25 protein-coding genes and 4 tRNA genes are annotated in these 25634 nt (G+C 61.8%); 21 read left to right on the top strand and 8 right to left on the bottom strand.

Annotated features, from left to right (window positions below):
* Positions 1–32: 32 nt before the first annotated feature.
* Positions 33–1487, bottom strand: coding sequence for a D-alanyl-D-alanine carboxypeptidase/D-alanyl-D-alanine-endopeptidase (gene dacB, locus M5C56_RS18785; protein ID WP_103499200.1), 1455 nt, complete (start codon positions 1485–1487; stop codon positions 33–35).
* Between the two features lie 230 nt (positions 1488–1717).
* On the opposite strand from dacB, the gene M5C56_RS18780 reads away from it, so the two are divergent.
* The gene (locus M5C56_RS18780) at positions 1718–2062 is read left to right on the top strand and encodes a YggL family protein (RefSeq protein WP_100940790.1); all 345 of its coding nucleotides are present in this window, start codon (positions 1718–1720) and stop codon (positions 2060–2062) included.
* A gap of 67 nt (positions 2063–2129) precedes the next feature.
* Here M5C56_RS18780 and M5C56_RS18775 read toward each other — a convergent pair whose 3' ends face one another.
* Entirely contained in the window at positions 2130–2888 is a 759-nt protein-coding gene (locus M5C56_RS18775) for a hypothetical protein (protein WP_103499201.1), read from the bottom strand.
* A 343-nt stretch (positions 2889–3231) separates the two neighbouring features.
* Between M5C56_RS18775 and M5C56_RS18770 the strand changes: the two genes are divergently transcribed.
* The 4 genes from M5C56_RS18770 to M5C56_RS18755 all read left to right on the top strand — a co-directional run bounded on the left by M5C56_RS18770 (position 3232) and on the right by M5C56_RS18755 (position 3645).
* Positions 3232–3307, top strand: a tRNA-Glu gene (locus tag M5C56_RS18770).
* Between the two features lie 2 nt (positions 3308–3309).
* A tRNA-Gly gene (locus M5C56_RS18765) sits at positions 3310–3385 on the top strand.
* A gap of 105 nt (positions 3386–3490) precedes the next feature.
* Positions 3491–3566: transfer RNA gene (locus M5C56_RS18760), tRNA-Glu, on the top strand.
* Positions 3567–3569: 3 nt separating this feature from the next.
* Positions 3570–3645: transfer RNA gene (locus M5C56_RS18755), tRNA-Gly, on the top strand.
* A 101-nt stretch (positions 3646–3746) separates the two neighbouring features.
* Here the strand turns inward: M5C56_RS18755 and M5C56_RS18750 are convergent.
* On the bottom strand, positions 3747–5486 hold the full coding sequence (locus tag M5C56_RS18750; protein ID WP_103496747.1) for a dipeptidase: 1740 nt from the start codon (positions 5484–5486) through the stop codon (positions 3747–3749).
* A 178-nt stretch (positions 5487–5664) separates the two neighbouring features.
* Positions 5665–6303: a LysE family transporter gene (locus tag M5C56_RS18745; protein WP_103496748.1), complete on the bottom strand. Its 639-nt coding sequence runs from the start codon at positions 6301–6303 to the stop codon at positions 5665–5667.
* Between the two features lie 103 nt (positions 6304–6406).
* Between M5C56_RS18745 and M5C56_RS18740 the strand changes: the two genes are divergently transcribed.
* Positions 6407–7342, top strand: a complete 936-nt coding sequence (locus M5C56_RS18740; RefSeq protein ID WP_103496749.1) for a LysR family transcriptional regulator — start codon at positions 6407–6409, stop codon at positions 7340–7342.
* Between the two features lie 27 nt (positions 7343–7369).
* Here the strand turns inward: M5C56_RS18740 and M5C56_RS18735 are convergent, their stop codons facing one another.
* Positions 7370–7777 (bottom strand): PA2817 family protein, encoded by a 408-nt coding sequence (locus M5C56_RS18735; protein ID WP_100940784.1) that lies wholly within the window; start codon positions 7775–7777, stop codon positions 7370–7372.
* Between the two features lie 96 nt (positions 7778–7873).
* Entirely contained in the window at positions 7874–10321 is a 2448-nt protein-coding gene (locus M5C56_RS18730; RefSeq protein WP_103496750.1) for an acyl-CoA dehydrogenase, read from the bottom strand.
* A 308-nt stretch (positions 10322–10629) separates the two neighbouring features.
* On the opposite strand from M5C56_RS18730, the gene M5C56_RS18725 reads away from it, so the two are divergent.
* From M5C56_RS18725 to M5C56_RS18715, 3 genes are all read left to right on the top strand, one after another.
* Positions 10630–11253, top strand: coding sequence for a glutathione S-transferase (locus M5C56_RS18725; RefSeq protein WP_103496751.1), 624 nt, complete (start codon positions 10630–10632; stop codon positions 11251–11253).
* Between the two features lie 133 nt (positions 11254–11386).
* Positions 11387–12319, top strand: a complete 933-nt coding sequence (locus tag M5C56_RS18720) for an ABC transporter ATP-binding protein (RefSeq protein WP_103496752.1) — start codon at positions 11387–11389, stop codon at positions 12317–12319.
* Positions 12316–13095, top strand: a complete 780-nt coding sequence (locus tag M5C56_RS18715; RefSeq protein WP_103496753.1) for an ABC transporter permease — start codon at positions 12316–12318, stop codon at positions 13093–13095. The genes M5C56_RS18720 and M5C56_RS18715 overlap by 4 nt, the downstream gene beginning before the upstream one ends.
* A gap of 6 nt (positions 13096–13101) precedes the next feature.
* Here M5C56_RS18715 and M5C56_RS18710 read toward each other — a convergent pair whose 3' ends face one another.
* Complete coding sequence (locus M5C56_RS18710) at positions 13102–13623, bottom strand: DUF2062 domain-containing protein (protein ID WP_103496754.1); 522 nt, start codon at positions 13621–13623, stop codon at positions 13102–13104.
* Positions 13624–13759: 136 nt separating this feature from the next.
* Here M5C56_RS18710 and M5C56_RS18705 point away from each other — a divergent pair, with 136 nt between their 5' ends.
* The 12 genes from M5C56_RS18705 (at position 13760) to M5C56_RS18650 (ending at position 25251) form a co-directional block, all read left to right on the top strand.
* A complete protein-coding gene (locus tag M5C56_RS18705) occupies positions 13760–15976 on the top strand; it encodes a DNA internalization-related competence protein ComEC/Rec2 (RefSeq protein ID WP_103496755.1) in 2217 nt (738 codons plus the stop codon).
* Between the two features lie 116 nt (positions 15977–16092).
* Positions 16093–16728 carry a MotA/TolQ/ExbB proton channel family protein gene (locus tag M5C56_RS18700; RefSeq protein WP_177100317.1) on the top strand — a complete coding sequence of 212 codons (636 nt, stop codon included), beginning with the start codon at positions 16093–16095 and terminating at the stop codon, positions 16726–16728.
* On the top strand, positions 16725–17153 hold the full coding sequence (locus tag M5C56_RS18695) for a biopolymer transporter ExbD (RefSeq protein ID WP_103496757.1): 429 nt from the start codon (positions 16725–16727) through the stop codon (positions 17151–17153). Before M5C56_RS18700 ends, M5C56_RS18695 begins: the two co-directional genes overlap by 4 nt.
* On the top strand, positions 17153–18163 hold the full coding sequence (gene lpxK, locus M5C56_RS18690; protein WP_103496758.1) for a tetraacyldisaccharide 4'-kinase: 1011 nt from the start codon (positions 17153–17155) through the stop codon (positions 18161–18163). Before M5C56_RS18695 ends, lpxK begins: the two co-directional genes overlap by 1 nt.
* Positions 18164–18188: 25 nt before the next feature.
* Entirely contained in the window at positions 18189–18374 is a 186-nt protein-coding gene (locus M5C56_RS18685) for a Trm112 family protein (RefSeq protein ID WP_007931663.1), read from the top strand.
* Positions 18371–19135, top strand: a complete 765-nt coding sequence (gene kdsB / locus M5C56_RS18680) for a 3-deoxy-manno-octulosonate cytidylyltransferase (RefSeq protein WP_103496759.1) — start codon at positions 18371–18373, stop codon at positions 19133–19135. The genes M5C56_RS18685 and kdsB overlap by 4 nt, the downstream gene beginning before the upstream one ends.
* The gene (locus tag M5C56_RS18675) at positions 19135–19599 is read left to right on the top strand and encodes a low molecular weight protein-tyrosine-phosphatase (protein WP_103496760.1); all 465 of its coding nucleotides are present in this window, start codon (positions 19135–19137) and stop codon (positions 19597–19599) included. The genes kdsB and M5C56_RS18675 overlap by 1 nt, the downstream gene beginning before the upstream one ends.
* Positions 19596–20615: a UDP-N-acetylmuramate dehydrogenase gene (murB, locus tag M5C56_RS18670; protein ID WP_103496761.1), complete on the top strand. Its 1020-nt coding sequence runs from the start codon at positions 19596–19598 to the stop codon at positions 20613–20615. Before M5C56_RS18675 ends, murB begins: the two co-directional genes overlap by 4 nt.
* Positions 20616–20887: 272 nt before the next feature.
* Positions 20888–21358, top strand: a complete 471-nt coding sequence (locus M5C56_RS18665; protein WP_103496762.1) for a (2Fe-2S)-binding protein — start codon at positions 20888–20890, stop codon at positions 21356–21358.
* Positions 21355–23673 (top strand): xanthine dehydrogenase family protein molybdopterin-binding subunit, encoded by a 2319-nt coding sequence (locus M5C56_RS18660; protein WP_103496763.1) that lies wholly within the window; start codon positions 21355–21357, stop codon positions 23671–23673. Before M5C56_RS18665 ends, M5C56_RS18660 begins: the two co-directional genes overlap by 4 nt.
* Positions 23673–24659: an XdhC family protein gene (locus tag M5C56_RS18655; protein ID WP_103496764.1), complete on the top strand. Its 987-nt coding sequence runs from the start codon at positions 23673–23675 to the stop codon at positions 24657–24659. The genes M5C56_RS18660 and M5C56_RS18655 overlap by 1 nt, the downstream gene beginning before the upstream one ends.
* Positions 24652–25251, top strand: coding sequence for a nucleotidyltransferase family protein (locus tag M5C56_RS18650; RefSeq protein WP_103496765.1), 600 nt, complete (start codon positions 24652–24654; stop codon positions 25249–25251). The genes M5C56_RS18655 and M5C56_RS18650 overlap by 8 nt, the downstream gene beginning before the upstream one ends.
* Here M5C56_RS18650 and M5C56_RS18645 read toward each other — a convergent pair.
* Positions 25229–25630 (bottom strand): hypothetical protein, encoded by a 402-nt coding sequence (locus tag M5C56_RS18645; protein ID WP_247263273.1) that lies wholly within the window; start codon positions 25628–25630, stop codon positions 25229–25231. The two genes, M5C56_RS18650 and M5C56_RS18645, sit on opposite strands and share 23 nt — an antisense overlap.
* Positions 25631–25634: the final 4 nt, after the last annotated feature.

Here is a 25634-nt window from a genome sequence, read left to right as displayed (position 1 = left end):
CGGATCCCGGGCCCTGATGTTCAGGTCCCGGGTTATTCGTCCGAGCCGGCCACGTTGGGCTGGCGGTACAGGTCCAGCAACACCTGGTCTAGCACCGACGAGGCTCCCCAGGGTTTCGGGTCGTTGAGAATCGCCACCACTGCCCAGGTGGTGCCGTTATCGTCGCGGCTGAAGCCGGCGATGGCACGCACGGTGTTCAGGGTCCCGGTCTTGATATGCGCCTCGCCCCGCATGGCTGTCTGCTTCAGGCGCTTGCGCATGGTGCCGTCGGTACCGACGATCGGCAGCGAACTGATGAATTCCGCGGCATAGGGGCTCTTCCAGGCCGACTGCAGCATGCTCGCCATTTCCCGCGCACTGACCCGTTCGGCACGGGACAGCCCGGAACCGTTCTCCATCACCAGGTGCGGCGCGATAATGCCTTTCTTCGCCAGCCACTGACGCACCACCCGCTGCGCCGCCTTGGCGTCATCGCCGTCGGCATCGTTGCGATACTCCGCCCCCAGGCTCAGGAACAGTTGCTGGGCCATGGTGTTGTTACTGTATTTATTGATATCGCGGATGATTTCCGTCAGGTCCGGCGAATAGGCCCGGGCCAGCAGGCGTGCGCTCTTGGGCACCACGTCGGAACGGTCCTTGCCATGGATGCTGCCACCCAGTTCCTGCCAGATGGCGCGTACGGCACCGGCGGCGTAGGCCGGATGGTCAAGTAGTGACAGGTAGGTCTGCGAGCTGCAGCCTTCGGCCAGTTGGCCGCTGACGGTGACCAGGGTGCTGCCGTCATCCTGGGCCACCGGGTTGTAGCGCACGTCGCCGGAGCACTGTTTGGCATTGACCGCCTTGACCTGGTTGTCGATACGGATACTGGCAATCGGTGGTTCCACCGAGACCAGTACCTTGCCCGAGTCGTTGCGTGCGACGAAGCGCAGGGCCTTGAGGTTGACCATCAGCGCATCGGGCTTGACCAGGAACGGTTTGTTCTCGTCGTTGCCGTCGTCATTGAACTCCGGCAACTGCGGCTGGATGAAGAAACTGCGGTCGAGGACCAGATCGCCGGTCACCTGGTTCACGCCGTTGGCGCGCAGGTCGCGCATCAGCAGCCAGAGCTTTTCCATGTTCAGCTTCGGATCGCCGCCGCCCTTGAGGTACAGGTTGCCTTGCAGGACGCCGTTGCTCAGGGGGCCATCGGTGTAGAACTCGGTTTTCCACTGATGGTTGGGGCCGAGCATTTCCAGGGCGGCGTAGGTGGTGATCAGCTTCATGGTCGAGGCCGGGTTCACCGACACGTCGGCATTGACCGCGGTGGGCACGCCTGGGCCGTCGAGTGGCACCAGCATCAGGGACAAGGCGTCGTTTTGCAGCTTGCTGGCTCTGAGCGCCTGCTGGACTTTGGGAGAGAGGGTGGTGTTGACGGGCGCTGCGTAGGCGGGGAGGGCCAGGGGAAGGAGAAGGCCGGCGAGCAGCAGCGGGCGTAAAGATTTGATCATATGAAGTAGAGCCCTACCGTCGAGGGGGAAATACGAGGGCATGTGGACAAAATCCCTCAATGGTCGTGAAAGTGACGGCATTATGCCCCAAGGCAATCAAGCTTGGGCCTTGGGCCAGCCGCGCATGGCTGATTTTTTTCCGCGGATCGACCAGCTGCCGCCACAGATCCGGGCAATTGCAGCCTTAAACTGATAAAGTGCCGCCCGTTATTACTTTTGAGGATTGTTTCATGGCGACTAACCGTTCCCAGCGTCTGCGCAAAAAGCTGTGCGTCGATGAATTTCAGGAGTTGGGTTTTGAGCTGAACCTGGATTTCAAAGAAGACCTGAGTGAAGAGGCTATCGACGTTTTCCTCGACGCATTCCTGAAAGAAGCGATGGAAGCCAACGGTCTGGGCTATGTCGGCGGCGATGACTACGGTCTGGTTTGCCTGCAGAAGCGTGGCTCGGTCAGCGCTGAACAACGTGCTAACGTTGAAGCCTGGCTCAAGACCCGCAGCGAACTGACCTCCGTTGAAGTCAGCCCGTTGATGGACGTCTGGTACCCGGACAAGCCGATCAATCCGGTCGCCTGATTTTCCGGTCAGTACATAAAAAAACGGACAAGCCTGGCTTGTCCGTTTTTTTATGCCTGGGATTTGATCAATCGTAGATGGCTTTCTTCTTCCAGTCGGCGTCGGCCTCGACGTCCTTCAGGCCCTGGGTCAGTTCGTTGACGTCTTCTTCGGTAGGCTTGATGTTGGTGAGCACCATGGAGTTGGCGCGGGCCAGCAGCTTTTCCATGAAAATCAGCTGTTCGTTATAGACAGCCGGTTCAGGCTGCTTGCGCAGGTATTGCACGCCACGCTCGAAGGCCAGGCGCGCCTGCCCCGGTTGTTCCTGTTGCAGGGCATGCTGGCCGAGGTTGTTGAAGAACTCTATATGCAGCAAGACCAGGATATGCCGCACTTCACGGATCCAGTGCTTGGCTTCGGTGGCGGGGAGGAAACCGTCCTGGGCGGCACGGGTGATCTGGCCGTGCAGGGCTTCAAGGAGGAAACGCACATCCTTGGCCTTGGCTTCGGTCTGGATCGGGCCGGGCGGGTTGTTGATCGGAATCGACTCACCCTGGCTGACCAGCGCCGTGAGTTCGGTCACCCGAGCCTTCAACTTGCTGTTGGTCTTGTCCATATTCAACAGGCGCTGGTTCACGTTGAGTTCCAGGCGTGTCAGCAGCAGCTTGAGGGCCGGGCTCATCAATTGGCCGGGAAAGGTCTCGGTGATTTCGCCGCAACGACGCAGGCGGTCGTTGAGTTCGACCTTGACTCGGGCCTTCTCGAGTTTGCGGCTTTCAGCCATATGATTGAGGAAGCCGATGGCGATCAGGAGAAAGATCCCGGCTGCGACCAGCAGGGTGATCATGAGTGGTGTCACCGTTAAGACCTCTTCAAGGTGTAATGCGAACGAGTGTAGTGGCTTGGCGTTTTCGCCGATAGCATTGATCGACGCGCTGCATGGCGCCTGGGATAGAGCACATCGCCACTATTTCCCTCGATCACTATAGCGTCTTGTCGGGCGCCAGAATATAGGCGCCAAGGGGCAGACGCGCGGGGCGCCGGGAAAGGCCTGTAAAGGGTGGCGAAGTCATTGATTTAAATAAATTTATCCTTGGGGGTTGACGACCCTTCGATCCATCCATAGAATGCGCGCCACTTGCAGCGTAAAGCACACAGCGAAGCGCGGCAGGGAGTGAATGTTGTAGTGTGTCCCCTTCGTCTAGTGGCCTAGGACACCGCCCTTTCACGGCGGTAACAGGGGTTCGAGTCCCCTAGGGGACGCCATTGCGGGAATAGCTCAGTTGGTAGAGCACGACCTTGCCAAGGTCGGGGTCGCGAGTTCGAGTCTCGTTTCCCGCTCCATTTTTAAACAGCACTGCTTTCGGGCGGGGCTGAGTGAAACCAGAACCGATCTCTTCGGAGTCGGATTTGGGCACTGAAATACACACCATGTGTTTCAGTTAGCGTGTCCCCTTCGTCTAGTGGCCTAGGACACCGCCCTTTCACGGCGGTAACAGGGGTTCGAGTCCCCTAGGGGACGCCATTTGCGGGAATAGCTCAGTTGGTAGAGCACGACCTTGCCAAGGTCGGGGTCGCGAGTTCGAGTCTCGTTTCCCGCTCCATATTCAACAAAAACGCCGCTCAGTGATGAGCGGCGTTTTTGTTTGTGCGTGATTTATCTATTAAGGCAGTGGACCCGCCCCATGGCGGGTCCTGAGAGGGATCAGAGCTTGGGCAACTGCCCGATGCGTCCCATCATCTCGGTCACGATCTGCAAGTCCAGGAGGAACTGGTCGACCGTCTTGAACTCGTTATCGGTGTGGCCGGTGTACTTGACTTCGGGTCTGGCCAGGCCGAACTGCACGCCATTGGGCAATTCATGGACCGAGGTCGCGCCGGCCGAGGTGCCGAACTTGTGTTCCATGCCCAGGTTCTCGCTGGCCACGGCCAGCAATGCCTTGACCCATTCACCCTCGGGGTTGCGGTACATCGGTTCGGCGATCGAATAGCTGAAGGCGGGTGCAATGTGGGTCTTTTGGCTCCAAGTGCTCAGCTTGCCGGCGATTTCGCCTTTGAGCGTTTCCGGAGATTTGCCCTTCGGCACCCGCAGGTTGACTGCGAGCTTGAAGGTCTTTTCATCCATCCCGACATAGGTCAGGGACGCCGTCAGCGGTCCCATGAAGGCATCGGAAAAGCCCACGCCCAATTTACCACCCAGGTAGTCCAGGCCCCAGTTGTCGGCGGCGTAGCGAGCAGCGTCGGTGATGTGGTTGTGCTTGAGCGCAACCTTGCCGTCCAGGCTATTGATGAAGTCCAGCATCCTCGCCACCGGGTTGACCCCTGACTCGGGCTCGGAGGAGTGGGCGGAAACGCCGGTGACCGTGAGCTTGACCTCCTTGCCGATGACTTTGGCGCTGATCTCGAAGTTGCCGCCATTGCGCTTGGCATAGTCAGTACCGGCCTGCTGCAGGCTGGCGGCCAGTTCGGCGGGCTTGTCACTCGCCAGGGTGGCGACCGATGTCGAGGGTATCTGGTTGGTGGCCATGCCCCCGGTCAGCGAGAGGATTTCCGCGCCTTTGCCCTCGGCCTGGCGTCGGGCAAAGTTGGCCATGACCGTGCCGTAGCCTTTCTCGGCAATCACCACCGGGTAGCCGCCGTCCAGCGCCAGATTGTAGTTGGGGACCGGATTGTGTTTGAAGTAATAGGGGATGGCGTCGCCGCTGGTCTCTTCGGTGGTGTCCACCAGCAGTTTGAAGTTTCTCGCCAGTGGCAGCTTTTCTTCCTTGATGATTTTCATGGCGTAGAGCGCCACCACGATGCCGTTCTTGTCATCCTCGGTGCCCCGGCCATACATGCGGTCGCCGATCAGGGTGACCTTGAACGGGTCGAGGCGGGTGCCGTCTTTCAGTACCCAGTTTTCCGGCGTCACCGGCACCACGTCGGCATGGGCGTGAATGCCCACGACTTCATCGCCGCTGCCATCCAGGGAAACTTCATAGACGCGGTTGTCGATGTTGCGAAAGTTCAGGTTGAAGGCCTGGGCCAGATCCTTGATTTTTTCGCCGATCCTGATGAATTCGGGATTCTCGTGCTGGGCCACGCCGTCCACGCGGAAGGTCGGGATGGCTACCAGCTCGCGCAAGGTCTCGGTAGCCGCATTGCCGTATTTCACCCGTGCATAAAGGCCCAGCAGGCGATGGATCTCATTTTGCTGTTCGGGGGAAAGGGTCTTGTTGTCGAGGAAGGCGCTGATGGCCGGACCGAGGTCGTCGGTCTTGGCCAGCTCGCTCTTGCCCAGACGTGCGAGGAACTGCCTGAAATCCGTGACCGATGCGTCATTCAGGGTGCTGAGGATGGCCGCGTTCTGTTGGGGGGCGATGTTGGCTTGTGCGGGCGTGGTGAACAACGAAAGGCTGGTCAGCATCAGGGTGGTGGTGGCCAGGTGTTTGAGTGGGAAATTCATTGCGGGAAGCATTCCTTTGCAAGCAGTTTGTGAGAGATATCTGATCGATAGGACAGATATTTTTCCAAACTAACACCATAGGGCCGCTGTACGGGAGCCCCTTGGCGTGGGATTTTTCTTAAGGAAATGCAAACTGCGCTGGATTTTTTCCCGCTCAAAGGCCTCGTCGGTGGGCTGCTTATAAAGACAGCATCAGGCGCCCGGCAAACAGAATCAGCACCACGCCCATGGTGCGTTCGAACCAGTGGCCCATCTTCAGGAATGCCTGGCGGACCCGTTCGCTGGAAAACAGCAGGCTGACCAGGATGAACCAGAGTGCATTGACGCTGCACATCCACAGGCCATAGAGCGCCTGGATTTCCAGCGGGGTCGAGGCGCTGACCACCGTGGTGAAGATCGCCAGGAAGAATAGGGTGGCCTTGGGGTTGGTGGCATTGGTCAGGAAGCCGACCATAAAGGCCTTGGCCGGGCTCTGTCGCGGAAGTTCATCGGCGGTCTGGCCGAAATCCGCGCGCGCCGCCCGGGCTTTGCTGCGCAGCAGGTTGATGCCCAGGTAGAGGATGTAGCCGCCGCCGATCACCTTGGCGACGTTCAGCAGCCAGGGTGCGCTGTGCATCAAGGCGCCGACGCCGAGCAGGGTATAGAGCACATGCACCGAGATCCCGGCACCGATGCCGAGGGCGGTGATCACGCCGATCAGCCGGCCAAAGCGCACGCTCTGACGGATGGTCACGGCGAAATCGGGGCCAGGGGCGACCACGGCGAGAAAGTGAATGGCCGCCAGGGCGAGGAATTCGTTCAAATAGTGGGGATTCATGGTGATTCCGGGATGAATGGTCGTCAGGTCGGTTGGGTGTCGCCAGTATAAAAAGGCTGTTAGCCTGTGATAATCCGATCAAATATCAATGGACCTGTGCGTCATGAGCATCAATCTGCCGCTGGCGTTGCTGAGCGAAATGGCGATTTTCGTCAAGGTGGTCGAGACCGGTAGTTTCTCGGAGGCCGCGCGCCAGCTCGGTTTATCGCCCTCGGCGGTGAGTCGCTCGATTTCCCGTCTGGAAAAGGCCCTGGCGACCCGCCTGCTGCAGCGCACCACACGCAAATTGCGGCTGAGCGACAGCGGCGAGGAGACCTTCAAGCGCTGTCGGGAAATGGTCAGTGCGGCGCGATCGGTGATGGAGATCAGTGGTCAGTACACCCACGAGGCCCAGGGGCTGGTTCGGGTCAGCGTGCCGAAGGCGGTGGGGCGTTTTGTCGTGCATCCGCATATGCCGGAGTTTCTGCGGCGTTATCCACAGGTGGATGTGCAGATGATTCTCGAAGATCGACCGGTGGACCTGATCGAGGACAATGTCGACCTGATCCTGCGTATTACCGATCATCCGCCGGTCGGCCTGGTAGGGCGCCAGTTGATGCCCATCGAGCATCTGCTCTGCGCGACGCCGCAGTACCTGGCTGAACACGGCACGCCGCAGCACCCCCATGACCTGCTGGAGCACAGTTGCATCTATCTGGGGGACACGCCCAATGACGCGCGCTGGAAGTTCAGGCAGGGCAGCAAGTCGGTGACCGTCGGGGTCCGTGGGCGTTATGCGGCCAATCACACGGGGGTGCGGCTGGATGCGGTGTTGCAGCATATCGGCATTGGCAGCCTGCCGTATTTCACGGCGCGGCATGCCCTGGAGCAGGGCTTGATCGTCCAGGTGTTGCCGGCCTGGACGTTTCTGGCCTCCTATCATGGCGGCCTTTGGCTGCTGTATACGCCGACGCCCTACCTGTCGCCGAAGTTGCGGGTGTTTATCGACTACCTGGTGGAGCGCCTGGCCCGGGAGACGACATTGCGCAAGGCGCTGTAGGCTCCCAGCCTGATGGAGCGGCTTGTATCAGTGCTTGCTGTCCTGGGTCGAGAGCGCCAGCAACTGCTTTTCCTGGTTCCAGTCGAACGGTTCGTCGTTCTGCTCGGCTTCATAGCGGCGCTCTTCCAGCGCCTGGTATAGCTCCAGTTCGTCATCCGGCATGTAATGCAGGCAGTCACCGCCAAAAAACCACAGCAGGTCGCGGGGTACCAGGTGGGCAATTTGCGGATAACGCAGGATCACCTGGCACAGCAGGTCCTGGCCCAGGTACTGGCTTTCCACCGGTTCAACCGGCAGTTGCGCGCGCAACTCATCGAAACGTTCGAGGAACAGCGCGTGACTTTCTTCGGGGACCTGCTCGGCTTCGCCGACGGCGACCAGAATGCTGCGCAGGTGGTCGAGCAGGACCAGGTGATCGGCAACGAGGTTGGACATGACAGGGGGCCTCAAGGGTAAAACGGGCGCGAGAGTATAAGGCTCTCGGCGCCCGTTGTCGTGTCAGGCTCCGTAGCAGGCACCTGACCCGCGCACCTAGCGGACCTTGCCTTTGCCAGGGCGCAGTTCTTCCTTGCTGAAATCATCCACGTCGATCACCTTGCGCCGGGCAGCTTCTGCCTGGCGCAGGCTTTCGGCTTCGGCCGGTTGCAATACGCCGGCCTCCAGGGCGGCATCGATGGCCGACTCTTCGGCACGTGGCTTGACCTGGCCGCTCTTGAGCGCGCTGTGCAGTTTTTTCTGCAGCTCATGACTGGCGCCCAGCAAATCGTAGGCGTGTTGCAGGGCTCCAACCGGATCGCTCGCCGATTGCGGGCGGTAGCAGCCTTCAAGCACGGCTTCCAGTGCCGGATCGCCCTTGGCCCGACCGAGCACCGCAGCGACTTCGGCATCCAACTCGTCGCAAGGGCCGGTATGTCGACGACCGAAGGGGAATACCACCACTCGCAGCAGGCAGCCGAGCACGCGGTTCGGGAAGTTTTTCAGCAACTCGTCGAGGGCCCGTTCGGAGTGTCCGAGGCTCTCTTCCATGGCCCAGGTGAACAGCGGTTGCAGATACTCCGGGGAGTCCAGGTCGTGATAACGCTTGAGCGCCGCCGACGCCAGGTACAAATGGCTGAGTACATCCCCCAGGCGTGCCGACAGCCGTTCGCGACGCTTCAATTCGCCGCCCAGCAGCATCATGCACAGGTCCGCCAGCAGGGCGAACGCCGCCGCCTGGCGATTCAACGCGCGGAAATAACCCTGGCTCAGGCGATTGCCCGGCGCCGCTTCGAAGTGCCCGAGCCCGAGATTCAGGACCAGGGTGCTGGCGGCATTGCTGACGGCAAAGCCGATATGATCGAGCAGCAACTTGTCGAATTCCACCAGCGCCTGGTCGTGATCCTCGCGGGCGGCCAGGGCCATTTCCTTGAGGACGAAGGGATGGCAGCGAATCGCGCCCTGGCCGAAGATCATCAGGTTGCGCGACAGGATGTTCGCCCCTTCCACCGTGATGAAGATCGGCGCGCCCTGCCAACTGCGGCCCAGGTAGTTGTTCGGACCCATGATGATGCCTTTGCCGCCGTGCACATCCATGGCATGGCCGATGCACTCGCGACCGCGTTCGGTCAGGTGATACTTGAGAATCGCCGAGAGCACCGAGGGTTTCTCACCGAGGTCGACGGCATTGGCCGTGAGCATCCGCGCGCTGTCCATCAGCCAGGCGTTGCCACCGATGCGGGCCAGGGCTTCCTGGATGCCCTCGAAGGCGGCCAGCGGCACGTTGAACTGTTCGCGGACCTGGCTGTACTGGCCGGTCACCAGGCTGGTGAACTTGGCCGCGCCGGTACCCACCGCCGGCAGGGAGATCGAGCGACCCACCGACAGGCAGTTCATCAGCATCATCCAGCCCTTGCCGAGCATGTCCTGGCCGCCGATCAGGAACGACAACGGGATGAACACGTCCTTGCCCGAGTTCGGGCCGTTCATGAAGGCCGCGCCGAGGGGCAGGTGGCGCCGGCCGATCTCGACCCCCGGGGTGTCGGTGGGAATCAGCGCGAGGCTGATGCCCAGGTCTTCCTCTTCGCCCAGCAGATGCTCCGGGTCATGGGCCTTGAAGGCCAGCCCGAGCAAGGTCGCCACCGGGCCGAGGGTGATGTAGCGCTTTTCCCAGTTCAGGCGCAGGCCGAGGACTTCCTCGCCTTGCCATTGGCCCTTGCAGATCACCCCAGTGTCCGGCATGGAGCCAGCATCGGAGCCGGCCAGCGGCCCGGTCAGGGCAAAGCAGGGGATATCGTCGCCGCGGGCCAGGCGTGGCAGGTAGTGATTGCGTTGTTCATCGGTACCGTAATGCAGCAGCAGTTCGGCCGGGCCCAGGGAATTGGGTACCATCACGGTGGAGGCGAGGTCGCCGCTGCGGGTCGCCAGTTTCATCGCCACCTGGGAGTGGGCATAGGCTGAAAAGCCCTTGCCGCCGAACTCCTTGGGGATGATCAGGGCAAAGAAGCCGTGCTCCTTGATATGCGCCCAGGCTTTGGGCGGCAGGTCCATGGCCTGGCCGATCTGCCAGTCGCTGACCATGGCGCAGAGTTCTTCGGTCGGCCCGTCGATAAACGCCTGTTCTTCCTCGCTCAACCGGACCTTCGGATAGGCCAGCAGCTTGTTCCAGTCCGGGCGCCCGCTGAACAGTTCGCCATCCCACCAGACGGTACCGGCGTCGATGGCATCGCGCTCGGTCTCGGACATGGGCGGCAGGACCTTGCGGAACCAGGCGAACAGTGGGGCAGTGAACAGCCTGCGGCGCAGGTCGGGCAGCAACAGCGCGGCCGCGACTACCGCCAGCAACACCCACAGCACCTGCATCAGAGCGCCCGGTCCATGGCCGAACCGGCCCATCGCGATCAGGTAGACGGCGACTATGCCGAGTACGGGAAGCGGGGCGATTCGGCGATGCGCCAGCCAGGCGACGCCGATCACCAGTACCAGTATCCACAACAGCAGCATATTCAATCCTCCATAAAGACAGCGCCAAAGCACCGATTGAGCTTAGTCGGCATCCGGTAAACAGGGCTTGGGGATGTGTGTTCAAATCTGTAGGCACATGTTTACAAGTGTAACGGCCCGGGCGGCCTGGTCTAAAAGTGAGCAGGCTACCGATAGTGACCGTCCCGTGTCGGTGGAGTTCGTCGATTTCGTCACGCTCTGCATCACGACGCGTGTTATCCGCTCTGCTGCTTTCCTCGTGCGCAAGGATTTGAGCCTGCGCTGTTCGGGCGTAGACTGCGTCGGCATTTATCCATAGAGAGGCGGTCATGCTGAAAATCTGGGGTAGGAAAAATTCGTCGAACGTCAGAAAAGCCTTGTGGTGTGCCGAGGAACTTGGCCTGCCTTACGAGTCTCTGGATGCCGGCGGAGCGTTCGGTGTCGTCGATACACCCGAATATCGTGCGAAGAACCCGAACAAGCTGGTGCCGATGATCGAGGACGGTGATTTTGTCCTCTGGGAATCGAACACCATCGTGCGCTACCTGACCGCCAAGCATGCCGCCGGCTCCCACTGGTTCTCCAATGATCTGCAGGCACGGGCCCAGGCGGACAAGTGGATGGACTGGACCACCTCATCCTTTGCCACCCCGTTTCGCGGGGTGTTCTGGGGTGTATTGCGGACCCCCGCCGAGCAACAGGATTGGGCCGCGATCAACGCTTCGCTGAAGATCTGCGCCGACCTGTTGCTGCGGGTCGATGCGGTGCTGGCCGAGCAACCCTACCTGTCGGGTGACGAGATCGGCATGGGGGATATTCCCCTCGGCAGCTTTATCTATGCCTGGTTCGAAATGCCTATCGAACGCCCGCCGATGCCTCATTTGAGTGCCTGGTACGAACGCCTGAAACAGCGTCCGGCCTATCAGCGGGCGGTCATGACCGCGTTGACTTAATAGCCACTATTAACGCCGGTTGCTGTACTTGTGCGGCGAGGCCAAGCACCATGAGCCTGGTTCGCCGCCGTTGCATTCAAAACGGTGTGCCCTTATTTAGTTCTTTCCTCCCTTCTTGGTGCATGAATCCGATATGAGTTCCGCTCTGTCCATCCGGCAGCTAACCAAAACCTACGGCAACGGTTTCCAGGCCCTGAGTGGTATCGATCTGGATGTCGCCGAAGGTGATTTCTTCGCCTTGCTCGGCCCTAACGGTGCTGGCAAATCCACGACCATCGGCATCCTCTCGACCCTGGTGAACAAGACCGGCGGTACGGTGAAGGTGTTCGGTCACGACCTGGATCGAGAACCCGCCGCACTCAAGCGCTGCATTGGCGTGGTGCCGCAGGAGTTCAATTTCAACCAGTTCGAGAAGACCTTCGATATCGTCGTGACCCAGGCCGGGTACTACGGCATTCCGGCGAAAATCGCCAAGGAACGCGCCGAGCAGTACCTGACCCAACTGGGCCTGTGGGACAAGCGCGACGTGCCGTCGCGGTCGTTGTCTGGCGGCATGAAGCGCCGGCTGATGATCGCCCGGGCGCTGGTGCATGAACCGCGCCTGCTGATCCTCGACGAGCCGACCGCCGGGGTCGACATCGAACTGCGTCGTTCGATGTGGACCTTCCTCACCGAGCTGAACCAGAAAGGCATCACCATCATCCTCACCACCCACTACCTGGAGGAGGCTGAACAGTTGTGCCGCAATATCGGCATCATCGATCACGGCACCATCGTCGAAAACACCAGCATGCGCCAGTTGCTCAGCCAGCTGCATGTGGAGACCTTCCTGCTCGACCTGAAGAATGACCTGCAGCAGCCGCCCCAGCTGATCGGCTATCCGAGCAAGCTGCTCGACAGTCGCACCCTGGAAGTCCAGGTCGACAAGGCGGTGGGCATCACCGCGCTGTTCGGGCAACTGGCCACGCAGCAGGTCGAAGTCCTGAGCCTGCGTAACAAAACCAATCGCCTCGAGGAGCTGTTCGTGTCCCTGGTGGAAAAAAACCTGTCGAAGGTGGCGGTATGAGTTCGGAACTGCAGCCCAACCTGGTCGCCCTCAACACCATCGTTTACCGCGAAGTCCGGCGTTTTACCCGGATCTGGCCGCAGACCCTGCTACCGCCGGCCATCACCATGGTCCTGTACTTCGTGATCTTCGGTAACCTGATCGGCAGGCAGATCGGCGGCATGGGTGGTTTCACCTATATGGAGTACATCGTGCCAGGCCTGATCATGATGTCGGTGATCACCAACTCTTACGGCAACGTGGTCTCGAGTTTCTTCGGCAGCAAGTTCCAGCGTTCCATCGAGGAATTGATGGTTTCGCCGGTCTCGCCCCATACCATCCTGATCGGCTACACCCTGGGCGGTGTGCTGCGCGGGCTGATGGTGGGGATTATCGTGACCTTGCTGTCTCTGTTCTTCACCGATTTGCAGGTCCATCACCTGGGCGTGACCGTGCTGGTGGTGGTACTGACGGCGACGATCTTCTCGCTGCTGGGGTTTATCAACGCAGTCTTTGCACGTAACTTCGACGATATCTCGATTATCCCGACCTTCGTGCTGACGCCGCTGACCTACCTCGGCGGGGTGTTCTACTCGATTACCCTGCTGCCGCCGTTCTGGCAGACCGTGTCGCTGGCCAATCCGGTGCTGCACATGGTCAACGCCTTCCGCTACGGCATTCTCGGGGTGTCGGACATCCGCATCAGCGTGGCCATCACCTTTATGGTCGTGGCGACCCTGGCCCTCTACATCGGTTGTGCGCGGCTGCTGGTCAGCGGCCGCGGTATGCGCCAGTAACGGGTTTCATGGATGACGGCGTCGTTCCAGGCGCCGCTTCCATTGCCTGGCCACCCACCAGCGCCAGTAGCTCATGGTCAGGTAATAACCCAGGGCGCCCAGCGCCACTCCCAATACCAGCGAACCCAGCAACAGCGGTTGCCAGAGCGTCGACAGCTGCCCGCTGATCCAGGTCCAGGTCAATTCATCCGGCAGGCCGCGGGGCGGCACGTGCAGCAACCAGGCACCGAGCTGGTAGGCGCAATAGAAAATCGGCGGGATCGTCAGTGGATTGGTCAGCCACACCAGGCTGACGGCAATCGGCATATTGCCGCGCACGAGAATCGCCAGAAATGCCGCCAGCAGCATCTGCAAGGGCATCGGCATCAAGGCCGCGAACAAGCCCACCGCCATGGCCCGTGCCACCGAGTGCCGATTGAGGTGCCAGAGGTTCGGATCGTGGAGCAGGGGACCGAAAAAACGTAAGTGTTTGTGTTCCCTGATGCGGGTCGGGTCCGGCATGTAGCGTTTGAATAAGCGACGCGGCATAAGGCTTCTCGGGCAGTTCAGGCGGGCAGTATGCCCGGATTTTACGGGCGGCCGATTCAGACTTTGTGACAGTAAATAAAGCACCGTCCGCATAACCCGGCTATTCCGAGAGCTGAACGGGTTCAAGGAGTGCTTTATGCGAACAGGGATGTTGGCGCTGGCGGCGGGGTTTGTGCTCTTGCGATTCCTGCCGCAACTGCCGCCTGGATGGCTGTTGCTGGTGCTGCCGGTGCTCGGCTTGATGTTGTTGCCGTTTCGCACTTATCCGCTGGCGTTATTCCTGTTCGGCTTCAGTTGGGCCTGTTTCCAGGCGCAACGGGCGCTGGACGATCGACTGGCGCCGGCGTTGGAGGGCCAGACCCTGTGGGTGGAAGGGCGGGTGGTCGGTCTGCCGCAGCGGGGAGAACAGGTGGTGCGCTTCGAACTGGACGGCGCGATTTCCCGTCGGGCCCGGCTGCCGGCGCGTTTGCGGTTGTCCTGGTTCGGCGGCCCGGATCTGCGCAGCGGCGAGCGCTGGCGCCTGGCGGTGCAGCTCAAGCGTGGACACGGCTTGCTCAATCCCGCCGGGTTCGACTATGAGGCCTGGCTGCTCGCCCGGCGTATCGGCGCGACCGGCACGATCAAGGATGGGCAATTGCTGGGGCCCGCCAGTAGTGCCTGGCGCGATACGATCAGGCGGCGTTTGCTGGAAGTCGATGCCCAAGGGCAATCGGCCACCTTGGTGGCGCTGGTGCTTGGTGACGGTTCGGGACTGTCAACGCAGACCTGGCGCGTGCTGCAGGACACCGGCACCCTGCATCTGCTGGTGATTTCCGGCCAGCATATCGGCTTGCTCGCGGGATTGGTCTACGCCCTGATCGCCGGGTTGGCGCGTTATGGCCTGTGGCCGGGCCGCTGGCCCTGGCTGCCTTGGGCCTGTGGCCTGGCCTTTGCGGCGGCGCTGGGCTATGCGCTGCTGGCGGGTTTCGGCGTGCCGGTGCGCCGGGCCTGCGTGATGCTTGCGATGGTGCTGTTGTGGCGTTTGCGTTATCGCCATCTGGGGGCGCTGGTGCCGTTGCTGGCGGCCTTGAACCTGGTGTTGTTGTTCGACCCGCTGGTGAGTCTGCAGGTGGGATTCTGGCTGTCCTTTGCCGCCGTGGCGGTGCTGATCTTCACCTTCAGTGGGCGACTGGGTGCCTGGAGCTTCTGGCAGAGCTGGAGCCGTGGGCAATGGGTGATTGCCCTCGGCCTGCTTCCGGCGTTGCTGTTGCTGGGCCTGCCGGTCAGTCTCAGTGCGCCGTTGGCCAACTGGGTCGCCGTGCCCTTGATCGGTCTGTTGGTATTGCCTTTGGCCCTGCTCGGCACGCTGCTGTTGCCGCTGCCCTGGTTGGGCGAGGGGCTGCTGTGGCTGGCCGGCGGTTTGCTCGCTGGGTTGTTTCAAGGGCTCGAATGGTTGGCCGCGCAAGTGCCGGCCTGGATACCGGCGGCGGTTCCGTTGTGGGCCTGGGCGCTGAGTGGCCTGGGTATCCTGCTGCTGTTGTTGCCGGCCGGTGTTCCTCTGCGTCCCTTGGGGTGGCCATTGGCGGCGTTGGCGGTATTCGCGCCTTCAACGCCAGTGGCCCAGGGCGAGGCCGAGGTCTGGCAACTGGATGTCGGCCAGGGCCTGGCGATCCTTGTCCGAACCCGTGAGCACAGCCTGCTGTACGACGCCGGACCGCGCTTCGGCGAGTTCGACCAGGGCGAACGGGTGGTGCTGCCATCCTTGCGCAAGCTGGGGGTACGCCGGCTCGATACGCTGTTGCTCAGCCATGCCGATGCCGATCACGCCGGTGGGGCCCTGGCCGTGCAACGCGGTTTGCCGGTGAGCGAGGTGCTCGGCGGCGACGTCGAGGGTTTGCCAGCGGCGTTGCAGGCCCAGCGGTGTGTCAGTGGCCGGCACTGGCAGTGGGATGGCGTGCGCTTTTCCCTGTGGCGCTGGCCTCTGGCCCGCGACAGCAATCAATCCTCCTGCGTCTTGCAGATCGAAGCCAATGGTGAGCGTCTACTGCTGACCGGCGATATCGATATCGAGGCCGAACGGGCCTTTCTCGAGAGTCCGTTGGCCGTTGCCAGCGATTGGTTGCAGTCGCCCCATCACGGCAGCCGCAGTTCCTCATCAATGGTTTTCCTGCAACGTCTGGCCCTGCGCGGCGTGCTGATTTCCCGTGGGCGCGGCAATGCCTTCGGTCATCCCCACCCACAGGTCATCGCGCGTTACAAAGCTTTGGACATGGCTATCTTCGACAGCGCGGAGCAGGGCGCACTGCGCCTGGTGCTGGGGCGTTTCGACGAGCCGCGGTCCTTGCAAGCCGCACGACGCTTCTGGCGGCAATAGTCCGCTGCCTTTCAATAACCCTGGGTTATTAAAGTCCCCCGGCATGCGTCATCACGATCTTCGGCCCGCGCAACCCCTATGTTAGAGTGGCGCACTTTTTCGAGGGGACTGTCACTGTGTGGGAATTGGTCAAGTCCGGCGGCTGGATGATGCTGCCGATCATTTTGAGCTCCATCGCTGCAACGGGCATCGTCGCCGAGCGCCTATGGACGCTGCGGGCCAGCCGCGTGACCCCGGAGCATCTGCTCGGGCAGGTCTGGCGCTGGATCAAGGACAAGCAGCTGGACAAGGAAAAACTCAAGCAACTGCGCGCCGATTCCCCCCTGGGCGAGATCCTTGCCGCGGGCCTGGCCAACTCCAAGCATGGTCGCGAGATCATGAAAGAGTGCATCCAGGAAGCCGCTGCCCGGGTCATCCACGAACTGGAGCGCTACCTCAGCGCCCTCGGCACCATCGCCGCCATGGCGCCCTTGCTCGGGCTGCTGGGTACGGTGCTGGGCATGATCGATATCTTCAGCTCGTTCATGAGTACGGGCATGACCACCAATGCCGCCGTGCTCGCCGGGGGGATTTCCAAGGCGCTGGTCACCACGGCTTCGGGCTTGATGGTCGGGATTCCGGCGGTGTTCTTCCATCGTTTCCTGTTGCGCCGGGTCGATGAGCTGGTGGTGGGCATGGAGCAGGAAGCGATCAAGCTGGTCGAGGTGGTGCAAGGCGACCGCGACGTCGACATGCCAGAGGGCAAAGCGTGAAATTCCGCCGCAAGCCCCTGGAACCGGTGGATATCAACGTGACGTCGTTGATCGACGTGGTGTTCGTCCTGCTGCTGTTTTTTGTCACCACCACTACCTTTACCCGCCAGACCGAGTTGCGGGTCGACTTGCCGCAGGCGGTCAGCGGCTCGCCGGCCGAAGACCATATTCCCAAGCAGCTGGATATCGCCATCAGTGCCGAGGGTGTCTACACGGTGAACAACCAGCGCCTGCCGAGCAATGACCTGGCCAGCCTGATGGACGCGGTGCAGAAAGAGTCCGGCGGCGATACCAGCCTGCCACTGTCGATCAGCGCCGATGGCAAGACCCAGCATCAGGCCGTGATCACCGCAATGGATGCGGCCGGCAAGCTGGGTTTCAGCCATCTGCGCATGACCACTGTCGAAGCGGCGCCGGCCCCCTGATGAGCTTCTCCGAGCGCCTGCTCGCCGCCTGGTACGATGGTCATCCGGCATTGACCCTGCTGCGCCCGCTGGAGTGGTTGTATCGGCGGGTGGTCGACGGCAAGCGTGCGCGTTTCGTCGCGGGCGAGGGCGTGATCTACCAGCCGCCGGTGCCGTTGATCGTGGTGGGCAATATCACTGTCGGCGGTACCGGCAAGACCCCGATGATTCTCTGGTTGATCGAGCATTGTCGGCAGCGCGGCCTGCGGGTCGGTGTGGTCAGTCGCGGCTACGGTGCCAAGCCGCCGCAGTTGCCCTGGCGTGTGCAAGCCGATCAGGCGGCAGCACTGGCCGGTGACGAACCGCTGCTGATCGTCCAGCGCAACGGCGTGCCGTTGATGATCGACCCGGACCGCAGTCGAGCGGTCCGGGCCTTGCTGGCGACGGAAAAAATCGACCTGATCCTTTCCGACGATGGCCTGCAGCATTACCGCCTGGCCCGCGACCTGGAACTGGTACTGATCGATGCCGTCCGGGGCCTGGGCAACGGCCGTTGCCTGCCCGCCGGCCCGCTGCGCGAACCGATTGAGCGCCTGCAAAGTGTCGATGGCGTGCTCTACAACGGCGCCAGCGAGGACCGTGACAACGGCTTCGCCTTCCACCTGCAACCGACGGCGCTGGTCAACCTGCTGACCGGCGAGCGCAAGCCCGTCGATCATTTTCCACCCGGACAGGCCGTGCACGCGGTCGCCGGTATCGGCAACCCGCAACGTTTCTTCAACACCCTTGAAACGCTACACTGGCAGCCTGTGCCCCACGCCTTTGCCGATCATGCCGAGTACAGCGCCGCGGCCTTGAGCTTCGAACCGACGCTGCCACTGGTGATGACTGAAAAGGATGCGGTGAAATGCCGGGCCTTCGCGGCGCCCGACTGGTGGTACCTGGCGGTGGATGCTTTACCGTCCGAGGCCTTCAAGGCCTGGTTCGACACCCAGCTGCTGCGCCTGTTGCCCGACCGTCTCTTGCCCTAAACCCGTTTTTATCCAGGGAATCCTCATGGACACCAAACTGCTCGACATCCTCGCCTGCCCGATCTGCAAAGGTCCCCTCAAGCTCAGTGCCGACAAGACCGAACTGATCAGCAAGGGCGCGGGCCTGGCCTATCCGATCCGCGACGGCATTCCGGTCATGCTGGAAAGCGAAGCCCGGACCCTGAGCACCGACGAGCGCCTGGACAAATGAGCACCCCGTTCGTCGTCGTGATTCCGGCGCGCTTTTCCTCCACCCGCCTGCCGGCCAAGCCGCTGCAACTGATCGCCGGCAAGCCGATGATCCAGCACACCTGGGAGCAGGCGTGCAAAAGCAGCGCCCAGCGGGTGGTGGTGGCCACTGATGATGTACGTATCGTCGAGGCCTGCCGGGCCTTTGGTGCCGAAGTGCTGCTGACCCGCGAAGATCACGAGTCCGGCACCGATCGCCTGGCCGAGGTCGCCACTTTGCTGGGCCTGGCGGCGGATGACATCGTCGTCAACGTCCAGGGCGACGAGCCGCTGATTCCCCCTGTGGTGATCGATCAGGTCGCGGCCAACCTCGCGGCCCACAGTGAAGCGCGCATGGCCACCCTGGCCGAGCCGATCCACGACGTGGAAACCCTGTTCAACCCGAATGTGGTCAAGGTGGTCAGCGACATCAACGGCCTGGCGCTGACGTTCAGCCGCGCGACCCTGCCCTGGGCGCGGGATGACTTCGCCATCAGCCGCGAGCAACTGCCGTCAGGCATACCGTTCCGCCGGCATATCGGCATCTATGCCTATCGTGCCGGCTTCCTGCATGACTTTGTCAGCTGGGGCCCGTGCTGGCTGGAAACCACCGAGCGCCTGGAGCAGCTACGGGCGCTGTGGCACGGCGTGCGGATTCATGTCGCCGATGCCCTGGAGGCGCCACCGACCGGCGTCGATACGGCACAAGACCTTGATCGTGTTCGTCGGTTGCTGGAGGCCTGATGCGGGTTCTGTTTGTCTGCCTGGGCAATATCTGTCGTTCGCCCACGGCCGAAGGAGTGTTGCGGCACAAATTGCGTGAGGCCGGCCTGGCCGAACAGATCGAAGTGGCCTCCGCCGGCACTGGTGCCTGGCATGTCGGCAAGTCGCCGGACAGCCGCAGCCAGCGGGCGGCGCGGATGCGCGGCTATGACTTGTCGGCCCAGCGTGCCCGACAGGTCGCGGTGGCGGATTTCAACCGCTACGATCTGATCCTGGCCATGGACCAGAGCAACCTGCGCAACCTCAAGTTGCTCCAGCCGGCCCAGGGCAAGGCCGAACTGGACCTGTTCCTGCGACGTTATGACGGGGCGGTGGAGGAAGTGCCGGACCCGTACTACGACGAAGAACAGGGTTTCGAGCAGGTCCTGGACCTGATCGAACAGGCCAGCGATCGGCTGGTGATCGAACTCAAGGGGCGTCTATGACCCTGCAAGTGCAAGCCGGGGTCTCCCTCAAACCCTATAACAGCTTTGGTGTCGATGTTCGTGCGCAGTGGTTCGCCGAGGCCCACAGCGATTCCGATGTCCGCGAGGCCCTGGCCTATGCGGCGCAGCATCAGTTGCCGTTGCTGGTGATCGGTGGCGGCAGCAACCTGTTGCTGACCGCGGATATCCAGGCGCTGGTGTTGCGCATGGGCACCCGGGGGATTCGCCTGCTGCGCGATGATGGCATCAATGTCGTGATCGAAGCCGAGGCCGGCGAGCCCTGGCATCCCTTTGTGCTGTCGACCCTGGCCCAGGGCTGGAACGGTCTGGAAAACCTCAGCCTGATTCCCGGCACCGTTGGTGCAGCCCCGATGCAGAACATCGGCGCCTACGGGGTCGAGATCAAGGATGTGTTTGCCGGCCTGACCGCGCTGGATCGCGAGACGGGTGAGTTGCGCGAGTTTTCCCGGCAGGAGTGTCAGTTCGGTTATCGCGACAGTCTGTTCAAACACGCCGCCGGGCGTTGGTTGATCCTGCGTGTACGCTTTGCCTTGAGCCGTGCCGAGCACCTGCACCTGGGTTACGGCCCGGTGGCCCAGCGCCTGGCCGAGCAGGGTGTGAGCCAGCCGAGCCCCAGCGATGTCAGTCGGGCCATCTGCAGTATCCGCAGCGAAAAGCTGCCCGATCCCGCTGTGCTGGGCAATGCCGGGAGTTTCTTCAAGAACCCCCTGGTATCGGCTGCCCAGGCTGCCGAATTGAAGTTGGCGCATCCCGGGCTGGTGAGTTATCCACAGCCTGACGGCCAGGTGAAACTGGCGGCGGGCTGGTTGATCGAGGCGGCGGGCTGGAAAGGTTTTCGCGAAGAAGATGCAGGTGTACACCTTTTGCAGTCCTTGGTGCTGGTCAACTATGGCGCGGCGAGCGGCCTGCAATTGCTGGCCCTGGCCCGGCGGATCCAGGCTGACATTTTGCAACGATTTACCGTTGAGCTGGAAATGGAGCCGAATCTCTACTGAGGCTATGCTTTTTCGGTGATAGCGCTGGCATCTGTCGCAGCGTTATCACCGGCAAGCCCGATTCAGAGCGATCCAGCGTACACAAGGCTTTTTTCCGAATACGGCTTTCCCTTCGCCGGCCAACGGCGTAAAAACAGATCCCATGAAAGGCCCGATGAAGCGTTTGCTTCATGAGAGAGCCTATTAGCCTGAGTCGATCCGCCCCGTGTCGAACCGTGGCACTCAACGGCGGATGGCTCGACCCCATAACCTTGAACTATGCGGGCGTGCCCATGATTACCCTGAAACTCAACGGTCAAGACCATCCACTGGACGTCACCGAGGACATGCCGCTGCTCTGGGCGATCCGTGATGTGGCGGGTTATACCGGGACCAAATTCGGCTGCGGCATGGGACTGTGCGGTGCCTGCACCGTGCACATCGACGGGCTGCCGGCACGTTCCTGCATCACCCCGGTCGGCTCCGTGGCGGGGCAGAGCATCAGCACCATCGACAACCTGCACAGCGACCCGGTCGGCCAGGCTGTGCAGCAGGCGTGGCTGGACGGCGGCGTTGCCCAGTGCGGCTTCTGCCAGGGTGGGCAGATCATGTCGGCCACGGCCTTGCTCAAGGTCAACCCCAAGCCCAGCGATGCCCAGATCGAAGAGGCCATGGTCGGGAATATCTGCCGTTGCGGGACCTATAACCGCATCAAGACGGCCATTCACCAGGCCGCGGCCCATCTGCGGGAGACCAAGGCATGAACCCGTCCCTGAACGATTTCGTCCTGAGCAATCTCAGCCGGCGTGGCTTTCTCAAGGGTGTCGGCGCCACCGGTGCACTGGTCCTGGCGGCAAGCTGGGGCCTGCCCGAGGCCTTTGCCGAAGGCGAGCAGAAATATGGGGCCGACCATATGCCCAATGGCTGGGTCGATGATCCCAAGGTCTATGTGAGTATCGAGGCCGATGGCAGTGTGACGGTGATCTGCAACCGCGCCGAGATGGGCCAGGGCGTGCGCACCAGCCTGAGCATGGTGGTGGCGGACGAGCTTGAGGCCGACTGGGCAAGGGTCAAGGTCAAGCAGGCGCCGGGCGACGAGGTGCGTTTCGGCAACCAGGACACCGACGGTTCCCGCAGCATGCGCCACTGGTACGAACCGATGCGGCGTTGCGGCGCGGCGGCCCGGACCATGCTCGAACAGGCGGCGGCCGCGCAGTGGAAAGTCCCGGTGGCGGAATGCCGGGCGCAGCTGCACAAGGTTATCCACAGCCCGAGCGGGCGCGAGCTCGGTTACGGTGCCCTGGCGGCCGCGGCCGCCGCACTGGCCGTTCCTGCCCGCGACAGCCTGAAGCTCAAGCAAGCGTCGGAATTCCGCTATATCGGCAAGGAAGCGTTCCGGGCCATCGACGGCGCGGATATCGTCAATGGCCGAGCGTTGTACGGTGCCGATGTGCATTTTGAAGGCACCGTCTACGCCACTGTAGCTCGTCCTCGAGTGTACGGTGGCAAGGTCAAATCCTTTGATGTCAGCGCCGCGCTGAAGGTCCCGGGCGTGCTCAAGGTCGTGGAAATCGAAAGTCGTCCGTTGCCTTCCGAGTTCCAGCCGCTGGGTGGTGTGGCGGTGATTGCCAGCAATACCTGGGCGGCGATCAAGGGCCGCGACGCGCTGACGATCGTCTGGGATGACGGCGTCAATGCCGGTTATGACTCGATTGCCTACCGCCAGGAACTGGAAGCCTCGGCACGCCAGCCGGGCAAGGTGGTGCGCGATACCGGCAATGTCGAGGAGGCCCTGAAACGCGCCGACAGCCAGTTCGAAGCCGGTTATTACCTGCCGCACCTGGCCCAGTCGCCGATGGAACCGATGGTTGCCATCGCCCGTTTCAACGACGGCCACTGCGAAGCCTGGGCGCCGACCCAGGCACCCCAGGTGACCCGCGAGCGGATCGCCGAGCGCCTGGGGATCGGCTTCGACCAGGTGACGGTCAACGTGACCCTGCTCGGCGGCGGTTTCGGGCGCAAGTCCAAGCCTGACTACATCATTGAGGCGGCCATTCTCGCCAAGGCAATGCCGGGCCAGGCCGTGCGCGTGCAGTGGACCCGCGAGGACGATATCCACTATTCATATTTCCACACCGTGTCGGCGGAATACCTGCGGGCCAGCCTGAACAAGGATGGCACGCCGTCCGGTTGGCTGCACCGCACCGTGGCACCGAGTATCACGGCACTGTTCGCGCCCAATATGAACAACGAGGGCGCCTTTGAACTGGGCATGGGCTTTACCAACATGGCCTACAACATTCCCAACGTGCGCCTGGAAAACCCGGAGGCCAAGGTGCATACGCGGGTGGGCTGGTACCGTTCGGTATCGAATATCCCCCATGGTTTCGCCATCCAGAGTTTTGTCGACGAACTGGCCCATAAAGCCGGCCAGGATCCACTGGCCTATCAGCTCAAGTTGCTGGCTCCGGATCGCCAGATCGACCCGCGTACCCTGAGCGATCAGTGGAACTACGGTGAGTCCCCCGAGCGTTATCCCACCGATACCGGGCGTATGCGCGCGGTCCTGGAAACCGCGACCAAGGCCGCCGGCTGGGGGCGCAAGTTACCGCCGGGGCGTGGTCTGGGGTTGGCGGTGCATTACAGCTTTGTCACCTACGTGGCGGCGGTGATCGAGGTGGAGGTCAAGGATGACGGCAGCTTGATCGTGCACAAGGCCGATATCGCCGTGGACTGCGGCCCGCAGATCAACCCGGAGCGGATCCGTTCGCAGTTCGAAGGGGCCTGCGTCATGGGCCTGGGCAACGCCGTGCTGGGCGAGATCAGCTTCAAGGAGGGTAAGGTCCAGCAGGACAATTTCCATATGTACGAAGTGGCGCGCATGTCCCTGGCGCCGAAGGAGGTGGCGGTGCATCTGGTCACGCCACCGGGCGAGGTGCCGTTGGGCGGTGTTGGTGAGCCGGGCGTGCCACCGATTGCGCCGGCGCTGTGCAACGCGATCTTTGCCGCCACCGGCAAGCGTATCCGCAACCTGCCGGTGCGTTACCAGCTGCAAGGCTGGAACCAGGTGAAAGCCTGATGGACAGTGTCGATCTGAATGTCCTGCGCCGTGTCCTGCAATGGCGTCGCGCGGGGCAGCGGGTGGTGCTCTACAGCGTGGTCCAGACCTGGGGCAGTGCGCCACGGCCGCCGGGGGCGATGCTGGCCTTGCGCGAGGACGGCGTAGTGATCGGCTCGGTGTCCGGAGGCTGCATCGAGGATGACCTGATCCAGCGTTTGCAGGATGGACGCCTGTCGGAAGGCGGGCCGCCGGTGCAACTGGTGACCTATGGCGTGAGCCGTGACGAGGCGGCGCGTTTTGGCCTGCCCTGTGGTGGGACCTTGCGCCTGACCGAGGAGCGGGTAGGCGATCCGGGTTGGGTGGCGCAGTTGCTGGCGCGCTGCGAGGCCCATGAGATTGTCGCTCGGGAGCTGAACCTGGCCACCGGCGAAGTGACCTTGAGCGACGCGGGCAAGAGCGACACCCAGAGTTTTGACGGTGAGCGCTTGCGGGCGATCTACGGTCCGCGCTGGCGCTTGCTGCTGATCGGTGCCGGTCAGTTGTCGCGCTACGTGGCGGAAATGGCCCGGTTGCTGGATTTCGAAGTCTTGATCTGCGATCCACGCAAGGAGTTCGTCTACGGCTGGGAAGAACAGCACGGGCGTTTTGTACCGGGCATGCCCGATGAGGCGGTGCTGAATATCCAGACCGACGAACGCACGGCTATCGTCGCCCTGACCCATGACCCCCGGCTTGACGATATGGCGCTGCTGACGGCGCTGAATTCCCGGGCGTTTTATATCGGTGCTCTGGGCTCGCGGGTCAATAGCCAGAAGCGCCGAGATAATCTGGCGGCGTTGGGCTTGAGTGCGGAGGCCATTGCTCGCCTGCATGGTCCGATTGGCCTGCATATCGGCAGCCATACACCGGCGGAGATTGCCTTGTCCTTGATGGCGGAAATCGTCGCGATCAAGAACGGCGTCGAGTTACGGCAGAAAAAGCCGGAGTTGGCGGCCAGTGAGTGAGGAGATCGCGGCTATTGTCCTGGCGGCGGGGCAGGGCAGTCGTTTTCGACAGGCGGCGGGGGCCGATCAGGACAAGTTGCTGGCGCGCTGTGTTGGGCGTGATGGTGTCGAGCGGGCTGTGTTGGAGCATGTGCTGCTGAGTTTGCCGCAGGGGCTTGGATCCCGGTTATTGGTGACGACGGCGGATCGCTTGGAGGTCATTCGTCTGGCGCAGGTGTATGGCTGCCGGGTGCTGCTGATCGAGTCGATGGGCATGGGCGACAGTCTCGCCGCTGCAGTGACGGCGACGGCCGAATCGGCGGGCTGGCTGGTGGTGCTGGGGGATATGCCGTTTATCCTGCCGGGGACGGTTGCACGGGTGATGGCAGGGATTGAAGGCGACAGAGTTTTCGTGCCGGTTTTTCGAGGTGAGTATGGGCATCCGGTGGGATTCGGGCGTTCGTTTGGACCGGCCCTGATGGGTTTGTCGGGAGATCGCGGGGCCAAGCCGCTGTTTGCGGAGGGTAAAGTGCGAGAGGTTTCTGTCGAAGATCCTGGTGTGCTTTGGGATGTAGATGTACCGGCAATGCTTACTCCTGGCGGCTACAGCTAAGGTTTCCTATGCGATTCCCCTCTATGGGAATCAAGCAGATAAAGCGTTCCTCCCCTGTCAACGCACGTGGGGTAATTGAAAGTGTTGTTTCTATTCCATTTTTCGAGAATTTTATATTTTCGAAGTCGGCATCGGTAAAGTCGGCTCTTAAGGATTTTCCCTCAAAACTACAGAATTTTTTCCTTGAGGAAATGCTCCAGTTTTTATCAGGATCTAAAATTTCTACATTCAAGCAGGGGTAATTGTCGCGACTTATCAAGTAGCGTGCGACTGTGCTTCCAAAGCGCCTGGAGTCCACTTCGAAGATTGATCTGTAGCTGATTTCTTCGGCCATTGTGCTTGCCGTGTAGATAAGTACTAACGCTGTTATTTTTTTCATAAAG

It is taken from the genome of Pseudomonas sp. MWU13-2862 (assembly GCF_023242495.1).
Classification (GTDB): domain Bacteria; phylum Pseudomonadota; class Gammaproteobacteria; order Pseudomonadales; family Pseudomonadaceae; genus Aquipseudomonas; species Aquipseudomonas gingeri_D.
Note: the sequence above shows the minus strand (reverse complement) of the source record. Positions and strands in the feature narration are given on the sequence as shown.